The sequence below is a fragment of the Helcococcus sueciensis DSM 17243 genome (genome assembly GCF_000423145.1).
GTDB classification, from domain to species: domain Bacteria; phylum Bacillota; class Clostridia; order Tissierellales; family Peptoniphilaceae; genus Helcococcus; species Helcococcus sueciensis.
In genome coordinates this window covers 1-21,280 of record NZ_AUHK01000025.1, presented here as the reverse complement: position 1 = coordinate 21,280, position 21,280 = coordinate 1, and the positions used below count along the sequence as shown (strand labels likewise).

25 protein-coding genes are annotated in these 21,280 nt (G+C 28.7%); 23 read left to right on the top strand and 2 right to left on the bottom strand.

From position 1 onward, the window contains the following. The 7 genes from G534_RS08080 to G534_RS0106225 all read left to right on the top strand — a co-directional run. Positions 1–175: transposase (locus G534_RS08080; RefSeq protein WP_034596071.1), on the top strand; the 175-nt coding region annotated here is incomplete at its 5' end. A gap of 213 nt (positions 176–388) precedes the next feature. Further along, positions 389–1,741: a TrkH family potassium uptake protein gene (locus G534_RS0106250; RefSeq protein WP_051177453.1), complete on the top strand. Its 1,353-nt coding sequence runs from the start codon at positions 389–391 to the stop codon at positions 1,739–1,741. An 8-nt stretch (positions 1,742–1,749) separates the two neighbouring features. Next, positions 1,750–2,400: a potassium channel family protein gene (locus G534_RS0106245; protein ID WP_027348363.1), complete on the top strand. Its 651-nt coding sequence runs from the start codon at positions 1,750–1,752 to the stop codon at positions 2,398–2,400. Between the two features lie 70 nt (positions 2,401–2,470). Continuing rightward, on the top strand, positions 2,471–3,184 hold the full coding sequence (locus G534_RS0106240) for a TrmH family RNA methyltransferase (RefSeq protein WP_034596068.1): 714 nt from the start codon (positions 2,471–2,473) through the stop codon (positions 3,182–3,184). 7 nt (positions 3,185–3,191) lie between these two features. Further along, positions 3,192–3,917 carry an ATP-binding cassette domain-containing protein gene (locus tag G534_RS0106235; protein WP_027348361.1) on the top strand — a complete coding sequence of 242 codons (726 nt, stop codon included), beginning with the start codon at positions 3,192–3,194 and terminating at the stop codon, positions 3,915–3,917. Further along, entirely contained in the window at positions 3,910–4,578 is a 669-nt protein-coding gene (locus G534_RS0106230; RefSeq protein ID WP_027348360.1) for a methionine ABC transporter permease, read from the top strand. The genes G534_RS0106235 and G534_RS0106230 overlap by 8 nt, the downstream gene beginning before the upstream one ends. Beyond that, a complete protein-coding gene (locus G534_RS0106225; protein ID WP_027348359.1) occupies positions 4,578–5,450 on the top strand; it encodes a MetQ/NlpA family ABC transporter substrate-binding protein in 873 nt (290 codons plus the stop codon). Before G534_RS0106230 ends, G534_RS0106225 begins: the two co-directional genes overlap by 1 nt. A gap of 381 nt (positions 5,451–5,831) precedes the next feature. Here G534_RS0106225 and G534_RS0106220 read toward each other — a convergent pair whose 3' ends face one another. Then, positions 5,832–6,308: a methylglyoxal synthase gene (locus G534_RS0106220; RefSeq protein ID WP_205617665.1), complete on the bottom strand. Its 477-nt coding sequence runs from the start codon at positions 6,306–6,308 to the stop codon at positions 5,832–5,834. A 93-nt stretch (positions 6,309–6,401) separates the two neighbouring features. Between G534_RS0106220 and G534_RS0106215 the strand changes: the two genes are divergently transcribed. From G534_RS0106215 to G534_RS0106145, 15 genes are all read left to right on the top strand, one after another. Continuing rightward, positions 6,402–7,307 carry a diacylglycerol/lipid kinase family protein gene (locus tag G534_RS0106215; RefSeq protein WP_027348357.1) on the top strand — a complete coding sequence of 302 codons (906 nt, stop codon included), beginning with the start codon at positions 6,402–6,404 and terminating at the stop codon, positions 7,305–7,307. A 250-nt stretch (positions 7,308–7,557) separates the two neighbouring features. After that, complete coding sequence (locus G534_RS0106210; protein WP_027348356.1) at positions 7,558–8,361, top strand: F0F1 ATP synthase subunit A; 804 nt, start codon at positions 7,558–7,560, stop codon at positions 8,359–8,361. Positions 8,362–8,375: 14 nt separating this feature from the next. Further along, on the top strand, positions 8,376–8,750 hold the full coding sequence (locus G534_RS08585; RefSeq protein WP_084510103.1) for an ATP synthase F0 subunit C: 375 nt from the start codon (positions 8,376–8,378) through the stop codon (positions 8,748–8,750). A 15-nt stretch (positions 8,751–8,765) separates the two neighbouring features. Then, positions 8,766–9,242: an ATP synthase F0 subunit B gene (locus G534_RS0106200; protein ID WP_027348354.1), complete on the top strand. Its 477-nt coding sequence runs from the start codon at positions 8,766–8,768 to the stop codon at positions 9,240–9,242. Further along, positions 9,235–10,959: a F0F1 ATP synthase subunit alpha gene (gene atpA, locus G534_RS0106195; protein WP_156896581.1), complete on the top strand. Its 1,725-nt coding sequence runs from the start codon at positions 9,235–9,237 to the stop codon at positions 10,957–10,959. Before G534_RS0106200 ends, atpA begins: the two co-directional genes overlap by 8 nt. A gap of 6 nt (positions 10,960–10,965) precedes the next feature. Continuing rightward, entirely contained in the window at positions 10,966–11,868 is a 903-nt protein-coding gene (gene atpG, locus G534_RS0106190; protein ID WP_027348352.1) for an ATP synthase F1 subunit gamma, read from the top strand. Next, positions 11,865–13,271, top strand: coding sequence for a F0F1 ATP synthase subunit beta (gene atpD, locus G534_RS0106185; RefSeq protein ID WP_338032969.1), 1,407 nt, complete (start codon positions 11,865–11,867; stop codon positions 13,269–13,271). Before atpG ends, atpD begins: the two co-directional genes overlap by 4 nt. An 8-nt stretch (positions 13,272–13,279) precedes the next feature. Continuing rightward, positions 13,280–13,678, top strand: a complete 399-nt coding sequence (gene atpC, locus G534_RS0106180; RefSeq protein ID WP_027348350.1) for an ATP synthase F1 subunit epsilon — start codon at positions 13,280–13,282, stop codon at positions 13,676–13,678. 125 nt (positions 13,679–13,803) lie between these two features. After that, positions 13,804–14,397 carry a PepSY domain-containing protein gene (locus G534_RS08075; protein WP_051177452.1) on the top strand — a complete coding sequence of 198 codons (594 nt, stop codon included), beginning with the start codon at positions 13,804–13,806 and terminating at the stop codon, positions 14,395–14,397. Positions 14,398–14,553: 156 nt separating this feature from the next. Then, positions 14,554–15,492 (top strand): ABC transporter ATP-binding protein, encoded by a 939-nt coding sequence (locus G534_RS0106170; protein ID WP_027348349.1) that lies wholly within the window; start codon positions 14,554–14,556, stop codon positions 15,490–15,492. A gap of 1 nt (position 15,493) precedes the next feature. Continuing rightward, entirely contained in the window at positions 15,494–16,588 is a 1,095-nt protein-coding gene (locus G534_RS0106165; protein ID WP_027348348.1) for an ABC transporter permease, read from the top strand. Beyond that, positions 16,575–17,702 (top strand): ABC transporter permease, encoded by a 1,128-nt coding sequence (locus G534_RS0106160; RefSeq protein ID WP_027348347.1) that lies wholly within the window; start codon positions 16,575–16,577, stop codon positions 17,700–17,702. The genes G534_RS0106165 and G534_RS0106160 overlap by 14 nt, the downstream gene beginning before the upstream one ends. A 413-nt stretch (positions 17,703–18,115) precedes the next feature. After that, entirely contained in the window at positions 18,116–18,319 is a 204-nt protein-coding gene (locus tag G534_RS0106155) for a helix-turn-helix transcriptional regulator (RefSeq protein ID WP_027348346.1), read from the top strand. A gap of 8 nt (positions 18,320–18,327) precedes the next feature. Next, on the top strand, positions 18,328–18,744 hold the full coding sequence (locus G534_RS0106150; RefSeq protein ID WP_027348345.1) for a hypothetical protein: 417 nt from the start codon (positions 18,328–18,330) through the stop codon (positions 18,742–18,744). Between the two features lie 156 nt (positions 18,745–18,900). Further along, complete coding sequence (locus G534_RS0106145) at positions 18,901–19,560, top strand: SIMPL domain-containing protein (RefSeq protein WP_034596066.1); 660 nt, start codon at positions 18,901–18,903, stop codon at positions 19,558–19,560. 62 nt (positions 19,561–19,622) lie between these two features. Here G534_RS0106145 and G534_RS0106140 read toward each other — a convergent pair whose 3' ends face one another. Next, the gene (locus G534_RS0106140) at positions 19,623–20,594 is read right to left on the bottom strand and encodes a LacI family DNA-binding transcriptional regulator (RefSeq protein WP_027348343.1); all 972 of its coding nucleotides are present in this window, start codon (positions 20,592–20,594) and stop codon (positions 19,623–19,625) included. A 150-nt stretch (positions 20,595–20,744) separates the two neighbouring features. Here G534_RS0106140 and G534_RS0106135 point away from each other — a divergent pair, with 150 nt between their 5' ends. Further along, complete coding sequence (locus G534_RS0106135; RefSeq protein WP_027348342.1) at positions 20,745–21,152, top strand: glucose PTS transporter subunit EIIB; 408 nt, start codon at positions 20,745–20,747, stop codon at positions 21,150–21,152. Positions 21,153–21,280 lie beyond the last annotated feature (128 nt).

Genomic DNA, 21,280 nt, shown 5'->3' with positions numbered 1-21,280 from the left:
ATATAAGTATGGAAATAGAAACTTTTGGTGTAGAGGATACTTTGTAGATACAGCAGGGAAAAATGCAAAGAAGATACAAGAATATATAAGAAATCAGTTAAAAGAAGATTATACAGCTGATCAAATAAGTATAAAAGAATATGTAGATCCGTTTTCTGGAAAGAAAACAAAATAAAAATATAAAAACAAGGTGCTTTAGCACCAGTTGAGAAAGTAGTGCAGTTGGCAGACATTCAATGTGCACAAGGTGCACAGCAGGAAAAAGCCCCTTATAGGGGCAGTGCAAACCACCAGCTAAGCTGGTGGTTATGATTGTATATATATATTGATGAAGATAATGAAAAAGTATATAATGTAATGTATTGAATATTATTTATAAGGAATGAAAATGAAACTAGCTCAATATTATAAAAATTTCATATCAAAGAATCCTGCAAGATTGATTCTATTTATGTATGTCGTGAGTATTGTTATAGGGACGATTTTATTGATGCTACCAATCTCATCAAGTGGCGGTGAATGGACTAGCTTGATAGATGCATTTTTCACGATAGTTTCTTCTGTATGTGTAACAGGTCTTACAACAGTTGCAACTGCAATACATTGGTCAACATTTGGTAAAGTTATTATACTATTATGGATACAACTAGGTGGACTTGGAGTAATGACTGCTGCAAGTATGGTTGCTTTGATATTTAACAAGAAAATGTCTATTTCAGACAGATTAAAACTTTCAGAAGAAAAAAATGCCACAGGTATTGAAGGAATAGTAAGAATAATTAAATTTATACTATTATCAACATTCTTAGCAGAAGCTATAGGAGCAATTTTTTTATCATTTACATTTGTTAAAGATTTTGGATTAGCAAAAGGAATTTTTTATGGAATATTTCATTCTATTTCTGCTTTTTGTAATGCGGGATTTGATTTAATTGGAGAACAAAGTTTAACACCATATGCAACTAATTTAAATATAAGCTTAGTAATTTCATTATTAATAATAGTCGGTGGTATAGGACATACTGTAATAAAAGAGATATTGGTGAAGAAATTTAGATTTAGAAAATACAGTGTTCATACAAAACTAACTTTATTAATAACTTTAGGTTTATTAATAATACCTACATTGTGGTTTTTAGTAATTGAGTTCAATAATCCAGAAACATTAGGGAATTATAGTTTTTTCCATAAAATCATTGTAGCATTTTTCCAATCTACAACTACAAGAACTGCTGGATTTTATACAAGTAATCAAGCTATGTATTTAAATGCATCTATGGTTATAACTATTATGTTAATGTTCATTGGTGGTTCACCAGCCGGTACAGCGGGTGGATTTAAAACAACTACGTTTGCAGCATTGTTTTTAATAACTAAGTCAAATGTAACAAAAAATAAAGATATTAGTTTATTCAAAAGAAGATTACCAGAGGAAATTTCTGAGAAAGTTATAGCAATATTTACAATTTCTTTAACATGGATAGTTGGATCAGTTTTCTTAATTACATTATTTGAACCTACGATAAACACATTAGATATAGTATATGAAGTTATATCGGCATATGCAACAGTCGGTCTTACTCGTGGTATAACCTCAGATTTGACTATAATATCAAAATTAATAATTGCAGCAACTATGATATTTGGTAAAGTTGGTCCTATATCAATCATAGTAGCGTTTATAGATTCAGATAAACATAAAACTTATAGAGAACAAAAGGTTTCAATATTAATAGGTTAGGAGTAAATATGAAACAATATACAGTTATCGGACTTGGAAGATTTGGATCTTCTGTAGCACGTACATTATCACAAATAGGACATGAAGTTGTAGTAGTAGATATTAAGGAAGAATTAGTAGATGCGTTATCTGATATTACAACTACAGGTTTAATAGGTGATGCAACAAATAGAGACACTTTAAAGGCAGCAGGGGTTAAAGAAGTTGATGCAGTAATAATTTGTATGACTGAATTTGAAGCTTCTGTTATGACAGTAATAGGTTGTAAAGAATTAGGAGCAAAACATATAGTAGCAAAAGCTAAAAATGATACTCATAAAGAGATTTTAAATAAAATAGGAGCAGATAATATAGTAGTACCTGAAAGAGATTCAGGAATGAGACTTGCACATAATTTATCATCAAGAAATGTTTTAGATATAGTAAGACTTTCAAATGATTATGAAATAATCGAAATATTGGCTCCTGAAAAATGGGTAGGTAAGACATTATCACAAATAGATTTGAGAAATAAGTATGGAGTAAATGTTTTGGGAATTACTCATGAGAATGGTACATTTATTGGTAATCCTACAGCAGCTACAGATATTAAACCAAAAGATAGAATGCTTGTTATGGGTTCTATATCAGAACTGGACAAGTTTACACAATACGAATAACACTTTAAAATCTAATGTGAAGTTACTCACATTAGATTTTTTAAATATAGTTTATAATGAGAAGGTAATCATGAAAGAAGTAATTAAAAGTTCAAAAAATAATTTAATAAAAATGATCAATAAGCTCAAAAAAAAGAAATTTCGAAATGAAAAAAATCTATTTTTAATAGAAACTCGAAAAATGATTGATGAAGCAATTAAATCAAATAGAAATATTGAGTATATAATTCAAAAGGAAAGTAATGAATTAGTTTATGATAATTCTATACTTATAGAAGATAAGTTATTTAATGAAATATCAAATCTAGTAACTCCTGATGGATATATGGCGATAGTTTCAAAATATAATGAAGATAAATTGAGTGAGAATATTCTAATTTTAGATAATATTCAAGATCCGGGAAATATGGGAACTTTAATTAGATCTGCTGAAGCTTTCGGATATAATACTATTATTTCTATTAACTCTGTAGATTATTATAATGAAAAAGTACTTAGATCTACAATGGGATCAATATTTAGATTAAATTTGATTGAAACAAATTATGAATTTATAAATACTTTAAATGATTATAAAATTTATATTGCTGATATGAATGGTGAAGATTTTAAGGAAATTGAATCTTCCCAAAAAAAGGCTATAGTTATAGGAAATGAAGGTAATGGTATTTCAGAAGAGATAAAGAAAATTCCACATAAACTTGTAAAAATTCCTATGCAAGGAAAGGTAGAATCTTTAAATGCTGCAGTAAGTGGTTCAATTTTGATGTCCACTTTGAAATGAGGGATAATTGTTAGAATTTAATAAGGTTGGAAAAACCTACAGCTCATCAAAATTTAATATAAAAGACATTTCATTTACATTGGGTGAAAAGGAAATCGTTGGACTTATTGGTAGAAATGGTACAGGTAAATCTACTATATTAAAAATGGCCAATCAACTGGTCACAAAAGGTAGTGGAGAAATCACATATAATAATAAAAATTATGATGATATGGATGAAAAAGAAATACGAAAATTACGTCAAGATATAGTGTATATATTTCAAGATGCAAATTTACTACTCAATAAATCAGTTTTATATCATTTAGAATTACCATTTAAATTAAGTAAAAGAAGAGTAAATTATGATGAGATAGATGATATATTAGAATTTATGAGTATTAAAGATTTGAAAGATGTGCGAACACGTAATTTAAGTGGTGGACAAAGACAAAAAGTCGCTATTGCAATGGCGATATTGCAAAATCCAAGTATATTATTATGTGATGAAATTAGTTCAGCTTTAGATGTAAAGGCTGAAAAAGAAATATTTGATTTATTAAAAGTTTTGGTAGAGAAATATAATATTTCTATTCTTATGATATCTCATAACTTTGCTTTAGTTAAGAGTATCTGTGATAGAATATTATTTATTGAGAACCAAACGGTACAAGAGGAAATATATCTAAATAAGGAAAAGCAAGCAGTGGAAGAAGATTACTATAAACATGTAATGGAGTATTTTAATGATTGATATATTAATTCAAAACAAGGATAGAATTTTTCAAGCATTTATAGAAACAAATATAATGATGATTGTTTCAATGATAGCTTCTCTAATAATTTCATTACCACTTGGTACACTGATGTATGCATTAAAATCAAAATTTTTAATCAAAAACAAAATTATTTACAATATTTTAAGCTTTTTTGTAAATACATTAAGATCTATACCTTTTTTATTATTTATATTTTTATTAATACCTGTAAATAGAGCAATCTGGGGAACATCATATGGTGTTATTTCATCGTTTTTACCATTAACCCTTGTTACGGTAAGTATATACGCAAGATTTGTTGAACAAGCATATATGAATGTTGATCAAAACATAATAGATAGAGCAATAAGCATGGGGGCTACAAAATTTGATATTATTCGATATTTTTTATTTCCATCTATTACAAATGATTTGATTTTATCGTTCACTTCAGTTGTGATAAGTCTTTTATCCTATTCTACAGTAATGGGAGTGATTGGGGCTGGAGGGCTTGGAGATTATGCATTTAGATTCGGGTATCAACAATATAATTACAAGCTTATGATATTGATAGTGATTATATTTATAATTTATGTATTTATAATTCAAACTATTGGCTATTTTATAGCAAATTATATTTCAAAGGAGAAAAAATAATGAAGAAAATTTTAGCTTTACTTTTAGCATTTACAATATTTCTAGTAGGATGTGCATCGACACAAAAACCATCAGAAGAAACTATGACAGAAACGAATGTTGAAACAGAAAATAATAAAGAAACAAGTTTAGAGTCAGACAATGGAGAACTTGAAGTGATTAAGGTAGCATCACATGTATCTCCTATGACAGATATTTTAAAATTACTTGAAGATGAATTAAAAGAAAAAGGATATAAATTAGAACTTTTAGAAGTATCTGATAATGTACAAGCTAATATCGCTCTTAAAAATGAAGAAGCAGATGCGAACTTTTTCCAACATGAACCATTTATGCAAATGTTCAATAAAGGAAATGATGCATCACTTGTTAGAGTTACACCTGTGTATAATGCTTTAGTAGCATTCTATTCAAAAGATTATGACTCAATTGATGCATTACCAGAAGGAGCAGTTATATCAATACCAAATGATGTAACTAATAGAGCGAGAGCATTAAGATTACTTGCAACATCTGGAGCAATTACTTTATCAGATCCTGATTCATATGATATTGAAGTTTCAGATATTAAAGAAAATCCAAAGAATTTTGAATTTAAAGAATGGGATTTATTAAACTTAAATGAAGCTTATCAAGAATCAGATTTAACATTTAATTATCCAACATATATTCAAGCACTAGATTTAAAACCAATAGTTGATGGTTTATTATTAGAACCAGAAGAAGATCAAGTATTTGCAATATCTTTAGTAGCAAGAGAAGATAATAAAGATAGTGAAAAAATTAAAGCATTAAAAGAAGCTATAACTTCAGATATAGTAAAAGACTTCATCAATACAAAATTAGAAGGCCATGCTAAACCAGCATTCTAATAGAGATTATTGAATAAAAAAGTATTTATAGATTCTAAAATTTGTAATAAATTTATATAAAAATAACGACCACATACATCACATAATGTATAGGTCGTTATTTTTTTATAGAGATTTCCATATAAACTCCTTATGAAACTCTAAATTATATTTTTCGTCTAATCTGAATAAGAATATTTTTAGAACTCCCGAGTTCTTACGTATGATTAATTTTATAATATTCTTAAAATAGTTTTCACTTGCACTATACGACACAAATTAGAGAAAATATATTCCAAAGATATCTTTTGGCATTATTATTGTACCATATTATGAAAATGTTTGCAAGAAACATATAATGTCTTTAATATAATTCAGTATAAAAATTTATTACAAAATCTATTAATCAGATAATTCATCAACTCTTTGACTAAGACTTAACTGTGTATCAGGGATATACTTGTAATATTCTTCATTCATAAGATATGAACCAAATATATAGTCTGCTCCGATTGGGGACATAGCAGTTGGTACATCATAAAGTACAGCTATTCTCAATAGAGCTTTTACATCTGGATCATGTGGTTGTGCTGACATTGGATCCCAGAAGAAGATTAGTATATCAATTTCTCCATTTGTAATAGCAGAGCCTATTTGTTGGTCACCACCAAGTGGACCACTAAAGAATGATTTTATATCTAAATTAAATTTTTCTCTAATAATTGTAGAAGTTGTTCCCGTTCCACATAATTCATGATTTTTAAGTAAGTCTAGATGATTATGTACCCAAGCAAACAACTCAGGTTTAGTATCATCGTGAGCAACCAATGCTATTCTTTTCTTTTTAGGAACTAAAACTTTTGTATATTTTGAATTCATAATATCTCCTTATTTTATCTTTTAATTTAATTATAACAGTTATTCAATTATTGTGTTATAATATTTACGTAATTTAATATTTAGGAGAGCAAAGTGAGTAAGTTGAAGAATATAATGGTAATTATGAATCCATCATCTGGATTATCTGATAGTGGAAAATTTAAGGAAAAAATTGAAGAGCAATTATCAAAATATTTTGAAGAAGTTAGGATAGAAGAAACGCAAAGAAAGGGACATGCTTGTGAATTGGCTAAAGAAGCAAGTGAAAAGAGATTTGATTCAATTTGTTCAGTAGGTGGAGACGGGACATTATCTGAAGTTCTTACTGGATTATTAGACCAAGAATATGTACCTAAAATATTGATATTTCCATCAGGGACAGGAAATATTATGTCAAAAATTTTAAAATACAATCAAAATAGAGATAAGGTTATAGATAGTATAAACTTTGATGAAGCTATACCTGTAGACATCGGAAGAGTTGGAAACAAAGCTTTTGGATTTATATTAAGTCTTGGAGTTGTTCCGGATGCTTTAAATGAAGTTTCAAATGAAGATAAAGAAAAATTTGGTTTTATGGCTTATGTTGCGAATCTACTTAAAAATATTAATACTCAAAAAGAATATAATCTTGAGGTACATGTAGATAATTTTGTTTATAGAGGAAAAGTAGATCATTTAGCTGCTACTATGTCTAATAAATTTTCTGTAATCAAAATCCCAGGAGTTGATTCAAGTTTAAATGATGGCAATATAAATGTATTTATACTTAAAGATGCAGCATTTTTATCAAGAGCAAAAATGGGAATTGATTTTATTGCAGGAGATATTACTAAATCAGAAAATATAGAATTTATGCAGGGGAAAAAGCTTACAATTAAATCACTAGATGATCAAGAAATTTATATTGATTTAGATGGCGATAAAGGATTGAAATTACCTGTAGAAGTAGAGGTTATTTCTGGTAAATATCGTATATATGTACCAAAAAAATATTAATAAATTTTAATAAATGAGTATTGCATGAAATACGTTGCAAATACTCATTTTTTTTATATTTTGAAAAAAAATAAAAAGATTGTTCATTTATGAAATCATTAACATAATAAATATTTATCAATAATATTTACATCAATTTGAAAATGAAAAAATTCAGGAGTAATATTAATATATAGATTAACTTTTACAAGAACTATGTTCTTGTTTTATTTGTGCCAATTTGACACTAAAATATGTGAAAGGAGAATATATGCGAAAACAAACTATAAGGATAGTTTTAATTGTTTTAGCGGTAATTTCTTTTATTGGAAGTATTTTAGTTCCTGGTAAACACAGTGATGTTTCACTTAGTGAGGCTATGAAAGATGCTGTAGTTCATGAAGTTGAAAAAATAGATTTATTTGGACTTATACAGGTGAATCCTGCAGTTATTTCAGCCTTTATTGTATCAGGTATTCTAATTTTATTTGCGATAATAGTTAGAATCTTTGTAATTCCAAAATTTAAAAGAGTACCAGGAAAATTTCAATTATTGCTAGAACAAGCCGTTACATCCTTTAGAAATCTAGCGAAAGATAATAGCCCGCATAGACATGGTTTCTTAGGATTATATGTATTTGTTGCTGGTGTATATATAGCTTTTAGTACATTATTTGAATTATCCGGTATACAAGTCATAACTGGAACTGGAGAATCAATATCACTTCCAGCGCCTTTATCAGACTTAAATGGAGCTATTTCAATGGCAATATTATCATTTTTAACAATACTATCAGGTGGTATTATTTCAAATGGTATAAGAGGTGTAGGAAAGACATTGAAAGAATTTTCACTTCCTATATCCATGAGTTTTAGACTTTTTGGAGCTTTAGTTAGTGGACTTTTAGTAACAGATTTAGTTTATCATACTATATTTTTAAGTTATGGTATTCCAGTAATTGTAGCAGTATTATTTACTTTATTACATGCGGCAATACAAGCCTATGTACTTACTTTACTAACATCAATATTCTATGGAGAAGTTAGTGAAGTATCTGAAAAACACGCAAAATAAATTTAGGAGATATTATGAATAAAAAAATTAAATTATCAGCATTATTAATGGTATTAGTAGTTTGTGCAAGTTTTATAGCTTTAACATCAACAGCTTTTGCACAAAACAATGAATCTGCAACAGAAGCAGTAGAGTCAACACAAGTTCAGGATGCAGAAGATTCTGCAAAAGGAGCAAAAGGGATAGCATCAGGTATAGCTATTGGATTAACAGGATTAGGTGGTGCACTAGCTATGGGTATGGCCATATCTAAAGCAGCAGATGGTATATCTAGACAACCTGAAGCAGATAATAAAATCAGAACCACATTGATGTTAGGTTTGGTTTTCATTGAAACAGTAGTAATTTATGCACTTATTGTTGCGATATTAATAATATTCGTACTATAGAATCGGAGGCAAAATATGTTAGGGATTAATTTCCAACAAATATTATTGCATGTGTTTAACTTTGTCCTTCTTCTATTAGTTTTAAATGAATTGCTATATAAACCAATAGTTAAATTTATGGATGATAGAGAAGCGTATTATAAATCTTTAGATAAAGAAACAAATGAAAATCTAGAAAAATCTAAGGGATTATTAAAACAAAGAGAACTTGAGCTTAAGGATATTCATATAGAGGCAAATAGAATTAAAGAAAAAGCTATTAAAGAATCACAAGTTCAAGCAAAACAAGAAATAAATCAAGCAAAAGAAGAAGGAAAGAAGATAATTGAAAAAGCAAGATCTCAATCAAAATTAGAAAAGGATATTTTAATAAGAAATACAAAGAAAGACTTGCGAGAAGTTGCTATTGAAGCGGCAGCAAAATTATCTTTATTAAATAATGATGTATATGATGATTTCTTAAAACATGTAAATGAGGATGATAATGAGTAAAATAGCAAAACTAAGAGGTGTCGAAAGACCAAGAGCTGAACAAGAGTTAAAAATCTTAGAATTTGTTAGAAAAAAATATTCAGATGATTATGAATTAGAATGGGAATATGATAACAATATAGAGCTAGGTTTTGTGTTGCAAGTTGATTCTGATATATATGACTGGTCATTAATAGGAAAAGTAAATCAATTTAGAGATTTATTACATGAGGTTCCTTTAGGTGAAGAAAATTATATGTCACTTGTAAAAGAAACTGTTAAAAATTGGCAACCAATAGCTTCCTCAAGAGAAGAAGGTATAGTTGAAGAAATTGGAGATGGAATCGCTATTATATCAGGGCTTCAACATGTAAATTATGGTGAAATTATCATTTTTGAAAATGGACAAAAAGCTCTTGTTCAAGATATACAAAAAGATACAGTCGGATGTATGATTTTTGGAAAAGACGACGCAATAGTTGAAGGTGATAAAGTATTTAGAACTGGTAAAACGGCTGGTATACCAGTAAGTGATGCAATTATAGGTAGAGTTGTAGATGCTTTAGGAGAACCTATTGATGGAAAAGGTGATATTACAGCTGAGGCATATTATCCAATAGAAAGACCAGCGCCAGAAATTTTAGATAGAGCACCAGTTTATAGACCGATTGAAACAGGAATATTGTCAATAGATTCAATGTTTCCAATTGGTAGAGGGCAAAGAGAATTAATCATTGGAGATAGACAAACTGGTAAAACAGCTGTTGCTATAGATACTGTAGTAAATCAAAAAGATAAAAATGTTATTTGTATATATGTTGCAATCGGTCAGAAATCTTCATCTGTTGCACAATTACAAGAAAATTTAAAGAAGCATGGTGCAATGGATTATTCAATAATTGTCGCTGCTACAGCTTCAGAACCAGCAGCTAAACAATATATAGCTCCATATGCAGGTACAGCAATTGCAGAATTCTTTATGAATAGAGGTAAGGATGTATTAATCATTTACGATGACTTATCAAAGCATGCTATAGCATATAGAACAATTTCCCTTTTACTTGGAAGATCTCCAGGTCGTGAAGCTTATCCGGGTGATGTATTTTATCTACATTCAAGATTACTTGAAAGATCAGCACAATTATCAAATGAAAATGGTGGAGGCAGTTTAACAGCACTTCCAATAGTAGAAACACAAGCCGGAGATGTATCTGCTTATATACCAACAAATATTATTTCTATTACTGATGGACAAATATTTTTGGAATCTGAACTATTCTTTGCGGGACAAAGACCAGCTGTGAATGTAGGTTTATCAGTATCTAGAGTAGGTGGGGCTGCGCAAACAAAAGCTGTAAAAAAAGCTGCATCTACGCTTAGACTTGAACTAGCACAATACAGAGAAATGGAGATATTTACACAGTTTTCTTCCGATTTAGATGAAACTACTAAGAGACAATTAAAATTTGGTCAAGGATTAATGCAACTTTTAAAACAAGATCAATTTTCACCTATGTCACAATCAGAGCAAGTAATTACATTAGTTGTTGCTCTTAATAGATTGCTTCTAGATGTAGATACTAAAGAAGTGAAACAAAGCATGGAAGGAATAATCAACTATATCCATATGCATGAACCAAGCATAATCACAGAAATTGAAGAAAAGAAACAACTTATAGATCATGTTAAAGAGCGTATTATCATACTTGCAAAAGAGTATTTGAATGATAGAAAGTAGGATTTCATGGCAGGTGCAAAAGAAATTAAATCAAGAATAAAAAGTATTAGAGATACTAGAAAAATTACAAATGCGATGTATCTAATTTCTTCTACTAAAATAAAAAAGGCAAGAGCTGAATTAGAAAATACTAGACCATATTTTTATGCACTTCGTACTGAAATTAAAAGATTATTTAGAACTGTTAAAGATATTGAGAGTAAATATTTATATCCAATAGATAGAAAAGATTTCAAAGATGGAGTAGATGGAGTTTTACTTATAACGGCTGATAAGGGGTTAGCAGGTCCATATAATCATAATGCTATTAAAAAAGCATTAGATTTTTCTATAGACAATGATGTTAAATACTATATAGTCGGTGAATATGGAAGACAATACTTCTATAGACATAATATAGATTTTGAAAAATCATTTACCTTTAGTGCACAATCACCAACTATGGATGAGGCTTATAAGATTTCAGATTTATTACTTGATGAATTTGACTCTGGTAAAATTGTAAAAATCTTTATTGTATATACAGATTTTGATTCAATTACAAAAGGAGAAGCTTTACTAACAAGACTTCTTCCTTTCCATAGAGAATATTTTGATGATAATAAAAAGCTAGAAGAAAAACAAGTAAATCAGCCATTTGAATTTGACACAAACCCTAAAGAAATATTAGAGTCCGTTACTGAAAGTTATTTAGTAGGTTTTATTTACGGTGCATTAGTTGACTCATATTGTTCAGAATTGGATTTTAGAATGAATGCGATGAATTCAGCTAATACAAATGCAGACACTATTTTAGATGATTTAACTATAAAATATAATAGAGTTAGACAGCAAGCAATTACCCAAGAAATAACCGAAGTTAGTGCGGGTGCAAAAGCAATGAGGATGAAAAGAAAGGCTAAGAAATGATAGTACAAGGAAAAATAGTTGCAATTTCAGGACCTGTTGTTGATGTTCAATTTGAAAAAGGTGTATCACTTCCTAAAATAAAAGAAGCATTAACTATAAGTTTAGATAATGAAACTAAGGTAATGGAAGTTGCTCAACAAATTGGTTCAAATACCGTAAGATGTATAATGCTTTCGGGAAGTGAAGGATTACACAGAGATATGCTTGTAAGTTCAGAAGGTACAGGTATTACAGTTCCCGTAGGCGCTTCAACTCTTGGAAGAATGTTCAATGTACTTGGCAATCCAATTGATAAAGGAGAACAAGTTCCATCAAATGCAAAGAGATGGCCAATTCATAGAGATGCACCAAAATTTGAAGATCAATCACCAGCAGTAGAAATACTTGAAACTGGTATCAAAGTTATAGATTTACTTGAACCATATCCAAAAGGTGGAAAAATTGGACTTTTCGGTGGTGCTGGTGTTGGAAAAACAGTATTAATTCAAGAACTTATCAATAATGTAGCACAAGAACATGGTGGTTATTCTATTTTTACTGGAGTAGGTGAAAGATCCAGAGAAGGTAATGACTTATGGCTTGAAATGAAAGAGTCTGGAGTTATAGATAAAACGGCTTTAGTCTTTGGACAAATGAATGAAGCTCCAGGAGTAAGAATGCGTGTTGCCCTAACAGGACTTACTATGGCAGAATATTTTAGAGATCAAGAAAATAAAGATGTACTTCTATTTATAGACAATATATTTAGATTTGTTCAAGCAGGTTCTGAAGTTTCTACTTTATTAGGACGTATGCCATCTGCTGTAGGTTACCAACCTACACTTTCAGAAGAAATGGGACAATTACAAGAAAGAATAACTTCTACAAAAAATGGTTCTGTTACATCGGTTCAAGCAATCTATGTACCAGCTGATGACTTAACAGACCCGGCTCCAGCTACTACATTTACACATCTAGATGCGACCACAGTATTATCTAGAAAGGTTGCAGAACAAGGTCTTTATCCATCAGTAGATCCACTTGATTCAACGTCAAGAATATTAGAGCCAGAAATTGTAGGAATGGAACATTATCAAACAGCAAGAAGAGTTCAAGAAGCATTACAAAAATATAATGAATTACAAGATATAATCGCTATACTTGGTATGGATGAACTTTCTGAAGAAGATAGAAAAATTGTAAATAGGGCACGTAGAATTCAAAGATTCCTTTCACAACCAATGCATGTAGCTAAGAAGTTTACAGGTATGGATGGTAAATATGTTCCATTAAAAGATACAATTAGAGGATTTAAGGCAATTTTAGATGGAGAAATGGATGAATATCCAGAAGCTGCATTTTTCAACGTGGGAACAATTGAAGAAGTAATTGAAAAATCAAAACAACTTGAATCAGAAAATTAGGTGATTTTATGAAAACTTTTATTTTAAAACTATACGCCTCAGATCATATATTTTATGAAGGTCCATGTGAACATGTTATGTTTCCAACAGAAGAAGGATATACAGGAATACTCGCGGATCATAGAAATACCATAGCATCTGTTTATCCTGGTATATTAAAGTTTAGAAAACCTGGTGGTAAGGATGAAGATGTAGTTGTAACAAGAGGACTTGTTCGTATGGAAGAAAATGAAGTTCTTATACTAGTCCATGAAGCAGAAAGACCTGAGGATGTAGACATAAAAGCTGTAAAAAGAGCCGAAGCTGAAATTAAACGTAGTGAAAAAGAGAAAAATTCTAAAATAGAATTCCATAGTGCAGAAATTAATATTTTGAGAGCTATTGAAAAATTGAAAAGAATAAATTGATTTATTAATTAAAAATATTAATCCTTTTAATATGAGTATAATACACAAATAGACGCAATTTAGTTTAAAGAGTAGAAGAAGAAATACTGGGTATATATGATATTGAAACAAAAGGAGGATTTTTTATGATGAAAAAAATAAAATTAGGAACATTATTATTATCAGGAGTACTTGTGTTGGCAGCATGTTCTAACGGAACTCAGAATCAAACTGAAACAAAATTAGAAACAGCTACAGAGACAAAAGTAGAATCAAGTTTAGAAACAGAAACTAATGATAATACTCAAAATCAAAGTGAAACTGCTAAAGTAACTATAAATAGAGCGGTGGAAATATTTTATGAAAAATTTGGTGATAAGGAAATAAATATAACACAGATTGATTTTGATAAAGACGATGGAAAATATACTTACGAAATAGAAGGTTGGAAAGATAATAAAGAATATAAATTAGAAATTGATGCAGAAACAGAAAATATACTTGAACAAAAATCTGAAGCAGATGATGATATAGATAAAGATGATATTAGTATCAGTTTAGATAAGATTGTAAGTCCAGAAAAAGCTATAGAAGAAGCGTTAAAACAAGCTAAAGCTAATAATGTAGAAGGATGGGATCTTCATACAGATGATGGTGTTTTAGTATATGAAGTTGATGTGAAAGATGGAGAAGATGTAATCATATCTGCAAATGATGGATCTTTCATTAAATTTGATTAATAGAATCGATTAAAATAAATTAATATAATATATTATATGATTAAGATGTAATTTTAACTGGAACCCTGCTATGGTGATACATAGCAGGGTTTTTAATGCTCTATTTTTTATTTAAATATACTACTAAATTTTGTATAATTTCGGTAGGAGGGTACTATGGAAAATGTTGTTGAAGTTAAAAACCTTGTAAAAAAGTATAAAAACTTAACTGCTGTTGATGGTTTAGATTTAGAAGTAAAAAAAGGTAAAATACTTGGACTTTTAGGACCAAATGGATCTGGAAAATCAACAACAATTAATTGTATATTATCCCTACTATCATTTGATGAAGGTTCAGTAAAGATATTTGGTAAAGAAATGGATCCTGATCAATATGATATTAAAAGTAAGATTGGAGTTGTTTTTCAAGATGTAGGAGTCTTTGAAGAACTAAGAGTTAATGAAAATATAGACTATTTTTGTGGACTATATATTAAAGATAAAGTAAAAAGAAAAGTATTAGTTGATGAAGTTATAGATCTTGTAGGATTAAATGATTTTGTAAAATTTTATCCAAAACAATTATCCGGTGGTTTATTGAGAAGATTGAATATAGCATGTGGAATAGCTCATAAACCAGAACTAATTATATTTGATGAACCTACAGTAGCCGTAGATCCTCAATCTAGAAATAATATACTAGAAGGAATTAAGAAGTTAAATGAAGAAGGTGCCACCATTATCTATACATCTCATTATATGGAAGAAGTAGATTTAATTTGTGATGATATTGTAATTTTAGACAAAGGAAAAGTAATTGCTAAAGGAACAAGTGAAGAACTTAAAAATTCTATTAATTTATCAGAAAAGATTAGTTTTGAAAGTGATGATTTGAGTAATAGCTTTATTGATGAAATAAAAAATATTGACCATGTTGTAAATGTTGAATATGACAATAATACTTGCTATGTTGAATTTGAACATGGTGAATATAATCTAATAAATCTTATTGATTTTTTGAAAAATAAAAACATTAATTACAAATCATTATCTTCTTCTAAACCTACCTTAAACGATGTGTTTTTAGATCTAACTGGAAAAGAATTGAGGGACTAATATGTTTGGACATGTTCTTAAAAATACATTTAAAATATTATTAAGACAAAAAGCCTTAGTATTTTGGAGTCTTTTCTTTCCTATAATTTTAGGTGTTTTATTCAAACTAGCATTTGGTAATTTGAATGAACAGCTAGAGTTAGAACCCGTAAATGTATTGGTAAATGAAGATTTATATGAAGATGAGAATATAAAATTATTTTTTGATAGTGTTGAGAAAGAAAAAATATTTAAAATCGATAAAGTTAGTGATAATAAAGATGTAAACCTTGATAAGCACAATGCTTATATTAGAAAAGTAGATGATGTGCTTGTAAAAGATGAGGGATTTAAGTCTTCGATAGTCACATCTGTGATGAAATCTTTTATTCAAAATAGCGAAACAATTTATAGGATATTAGAAAAGAATTCTAATGCAAATATAAATGAATTAATTGGGATAAATGATTATATTAAAGATGAATCCAATAAAAATATGAACTTAGTAAACACATATTTTTATACATTAATTGGTATGCAAGCTTTGTATGGATATATGTGGGGAATGTTTGTAATCTATCAATATGAAGCTAATTTATCTACAGTTGCGAAAAGAAATGTTATGTCGCCATCTAATATTAAAACTAAATTATTATCTGCTTTACTTGTAGCATGGATAATTAACACTATAGTGTTAATTATAACAATATTGGTACTAAAATATTTATTAAATATAGAGTTTGGAAATAACTATCCAGGTCTCATACTCTTAACTTTATTGTCAGGTTTATGTGGTGTAAGTTTTGGAACACTGATAGCTACTGGAGTTAAGGCTGATATTAATAAAAAAGAAGGAATTGGTATTGGTCTTACAATGCTCATGAGTTTTATGGCTGGTATGATGGTTTCAGATATTAAAATTTTAATACAGAGAAATATTCCAATATTAAATAAAATTAATCCGGTTTCTATAATTACGGATGCTTTATATTCTATGTATTATTACAGTGATATGACTAGATTCTATCAAAATATAATGTGTTTAGGATTGGTAACATTTGTTTTCATAATGTTAACTTTAGTATTTACAAGGGGGAAACGTTATGAACATCTTTAAGAATTATTTCAAAATAGTTAAAAAGCATAAGTTTTCAATCCTTTTATATACAATAATATTCTTATCCATATCTATATTTTTTATAAATTCTAATTCTTCAAATACGGATACAAATTATTCAGAAGTGAAGAATAAAGTTTACGTTGAAGATAAAAGTAATAGCCAAATATCTAAAGCATTAGTAGACTATATAGGAAAAAAAGAAAAAATCGTAAGTGATTTAGATAAGGAAAACTTGGATGATGAATTATTCTATAGGGCAATAGATGCTATAGTCGTAATACCTGAAGACTTTGAAAATACTAAAGAAATTATATATAAATCATCACCAAAAAGTATGTATTCATTTTTAGTAAAACAAAGAGTAAATGAATTTATAGACAAAGTATATAAATATAATGATAATGGTTATGAATTAGAAGATTCCATAAAATATGCTAATAGTGATTTAGATAAAACTATAAAAGTTCAAAAAATAAATGATATGAAACAAGCTAGTGGAGACGAAAGCAACTCAAGATTTTATTTTAACTTTATGTCTTATCCTTTATTGTCACAAATATTACTTGTAGTTACACTTGTTATGTCAAGTTATTATAAAGAAACGGTCAACAAAAGACAAAGAGTATCAGCTGAATCAGAAAAAAAGACAAATCTAATATTGACATTAGGTCATTTGGTCTTTGGGATAATATTTTGGCTATTATACATTATAATATGTATAGTACTAGTTAAAGATTTTGAATTCAATCAAGTATTTCTTTTAGCTGCCTTTAACTCATTTATATTTATGATAACTGCTGTGACTTTAAGTATGTTAATTGGAAAGTTGTTCCAAGACTCAAATTCTTTATCAGTGGTGATAAATATACTAGTTTTAGGATCATCATTTTTATCTGGAGTATTTGTTCCTATGGAGTTTTTAGGAGAAGCAACTTTAAAAATAGCTAGAATATTTCCAAATTACTATTATGTATTAAATAATAGTTTAATAGACCAAGGAAAAAATATTTCAGAACTCATGCCGAATATATTAATAATGTTAGGATTCAGTTTTATATTTATAATACTGACCAATGTAGTTAAGAAGCCTATAACTAAAAATGCTAATTAGTATTGATTAAGAAATTTTATTCAAGGATTTTGAAATAATCGAATAAATATTAAAATAATAACCACCTCAAAAAAGTTCAATTAGAAAGTGGTTTTTTTGAGGTGGTTTTGTTTATGTGATTATAAATCTATAGTTATTTGATACACATACTTGTATAAAAGCGTTTCAAAAAATAAATTAAAAATCTTAAATAATTTCAACTATTCACATTACGCTTTACAAACTAGACATTTAAATGGTACTATAAATGTAACCAAAATACACTTAAGATTGTCGATAAACTAAAATTGAAGTAATTCAAAATTGAAATAAAAAAACACAATCACAGGGATTTGAGTCAATTCAAGATATCAAAGATAGTAAAGTCCAGACATCAATCAAAAATACTAAACAAGACACCAAAGGACTAAATCATGGAAGTAATTATAGAAAACAAGATAGCAGAATTTCGCAAAGAAAAAGGCTTGTCCCAACATAGGTTGGCCAAAGCGGTTGGTTTAAAGAGAAGATCTATAATGGCTTATGAAAATAACTCTATAAGCCCTACATTAGAGACGGCTTATAAAATTTGCAAGGTTTTAGATAAGGATATCAAAGAAGTATTTATATTTAAATAGGAGAAAATATGGGATTATTAATGAATAGTAGGGAAGAAATAAAAGAGAGTGTAGTAAATAGATTTGGAAAAGAAAAAAGTTATCTTGTGGGATTCAAGCACAACAGCCTTGGTAAAAATATTTTGAAAATACTTTTAAGTAAATTATATTATATATTTGATAATTCAAGGACTTTTATTTTAGTCTTTGATAACAAGGGAATCTATGAAAAAGAAATATCTAATTCTACGAGAACGGACTTTTATCTATTCCCTGAAAGTGAAATAGAGAATTTTGAAATAAATAATAAGACAAATAAGTCAATTATCAGTTTTGACCATCTGGGTAAAAATATATCCTATGAAGTTCCAATGACTGGTAGAATTTTCAAAGACAATAAAGAAAATCTTGCAGCATTGGTTAAAAATAATTGGGAACGAATTTAAATATGGAATTAATATAAGGATAAATATATAAAGATAAAAATAAAATTATTACAAATAAAGTATAAGATAAATAGGATCTAAGTAAAGATATAATACGGTAATTGTTAAATATTGGGTACATCTTCTTTATAAGAAGAATAATTTAAAGGAGTTAGCATGGAAAAATTACTTAGAAATCAAATGAAAACTTTAAGAGTAACTGGTGAAACAAGTATATTTGTAAGACCAGACTTAATAATATTTAAGCTACGTGCTTCCCAAGTATGCAAAGAATATGAAGAGGCAGTTAGAAAATCTGCAGAACTTACTCTAAAAATAAAAGACTTGATAGAGAAAGTTGGATTTGATAGGAAGGAATTAAAAACTGATTTTTTATCAGTTGAACCAGAATATGAATACAAAGAAAAAGAAGATAGTACAAGTAAAAGGATATTAGTAGGATACAGATATAAGCACGATTCATTTATTGAATTTGCAAATGACAATGAAGTCTTAGGCGAATTAATTTATGAGGTATCAAAAAGTTACTTAGACGTGGAATTTTTTGTGAAATATGATTTAAAAGACAAAGTAAAATATAAGGAAGAAGCCCTAACAAAAGCAGTAGAACAGGCTAGAAGAAAGGCTAATATAATTGCCAAGACCTCAGGAGTAAAACTTTTAGATATAAGAAGCATCGACTATTCATTCGATAAAGTCGGAATGGATATGATCGCTTATGACTCTATAAGTATGGCACGCTCATATGATATTGAAATTGATGCAAAAGATATAGAAATCAGTGAAGATATTGATATAACTTGGAATATTGAATAAAAAGAAAATAATAAAAGACGCACTACCATAAAATAGTGTGTCTTTTTGCTATATATACGATATTACACTGCCTTAGTAGATTCTCTCTTTATTAAATTACAATCTAACATAGTAGCCTTTTCTGTTTTTGTGTTATTTACAAGTTTCAACAATTTTTCCACGGCGATTTCTCCTATTTTTGTATAATCAAAGTTTACAGTGGTGAGTAGGGGACTCATTATATTGTTTATATCATAGTTACCAAAACCTGATATAGACACATCTCCTGGTACTGAAAGTCCAAGCTTTCTAAAACCTTGGATAATCCCATAAGCCATATTATCAGTTGCACAAACATAATAGGTGGATTTGTCTTTCTCGTAAGTGTTCAATAATTCTACATAAGAATCTTCCACATTAAAATTCAACTCATGGTAGATAACTTCGCACTCGTCGCCCAAAACTTCTTTCATACCTAGATATCTTTGGTAAAGACTCTTATCATAATCTCCAACACCAAAATAAGTTATCTTTTTGTGGCCTAAATCTTTTATGTGCTGTCCTATGAGCTTTCCAGCCTTGTAGTCATTGTGAAATACACAATAAGCCTGGTCAACTTGTTGACCTATAACTACAATAGGTATATCAATATTTTCAAAAATTTTTATATGTTTTTCTGTAATTTCAGAACCAAACAAAAGTATGCCGTCAACTTTTTGCTTTACCATATTATTAATAATATCAATTTCTGTATCAATATCGTCGCCAGAATTAGCTATAAAAGCTGTCATTCCATTCTTCTTAAGTTCCGAGTCTATCGCTGTCAAAGTAATATTTTTTGAAAAACCAATAAAATTTGGAATAATTGTCCCTATGATATTTGTTTTACTTGCCTTTAAGCTCTGAGCAAAGGAGTTTGGTTTATAATCTAGGTCTTTTATTATTTTTTCTAATTTTTTAGATGTCTCTTTGCTAACTGACCCATTATTTAAATACCTTGAAACGGTACTTTTAGATACCTTGGCCAATTTTGCTATATCATTTATAGTTGCCATACTGTCACCTTCCTATACTTTAAAATTATAACACATTTAAAAGATTAAATAATTGACATCTGTAAAAAATAGGGGTATACTATAGTCAACATTAGGAACCGGTTCCGTTTTATCAAATAATATTAAAATTTACATAAATAGGAGGATATTGTGGACTACAAAAAAGTCGCAGGTCAAATAATTGATGCTGTTGGTGGACAAGAAAATATTGATTCTGTTGCCCATTGTGCAACCAGATTGAGAATAATGGTTAGAGATAAGGATAAAATAGACCAAGATAAGGCAGATAAGATTGAAGCTGTTAAGGGTTCATTTTACAACTCTGGCCAATACCAACTAATCCTTGGTACAGGGGTAGTCAATAAGGTATATGATGAAGTGACAAAGTATGAATTAATTGAGTCAAGCAAGGAAGAAATGAAGAAAAAATCTTCAAAAGATTCAAATGCATTTAAGCGTGCTATTAGAACATTTGGTGATGTGTTTGTGCCAATCATTCCTGTTTTAGTAGCAACAGGTGGGTCTGTAAATAATTTTGTGTATCAACCTATTTCCTGATATTAAAGGGTATGGGTTGATACATTTTTTGTATCAATAGATATTCATTTCTTAAGAAATGAAGCTTAACTTAATTTTACACATTATTAATACACTGTCAAATTTTGTTAAAAATTTGCAGATATTTT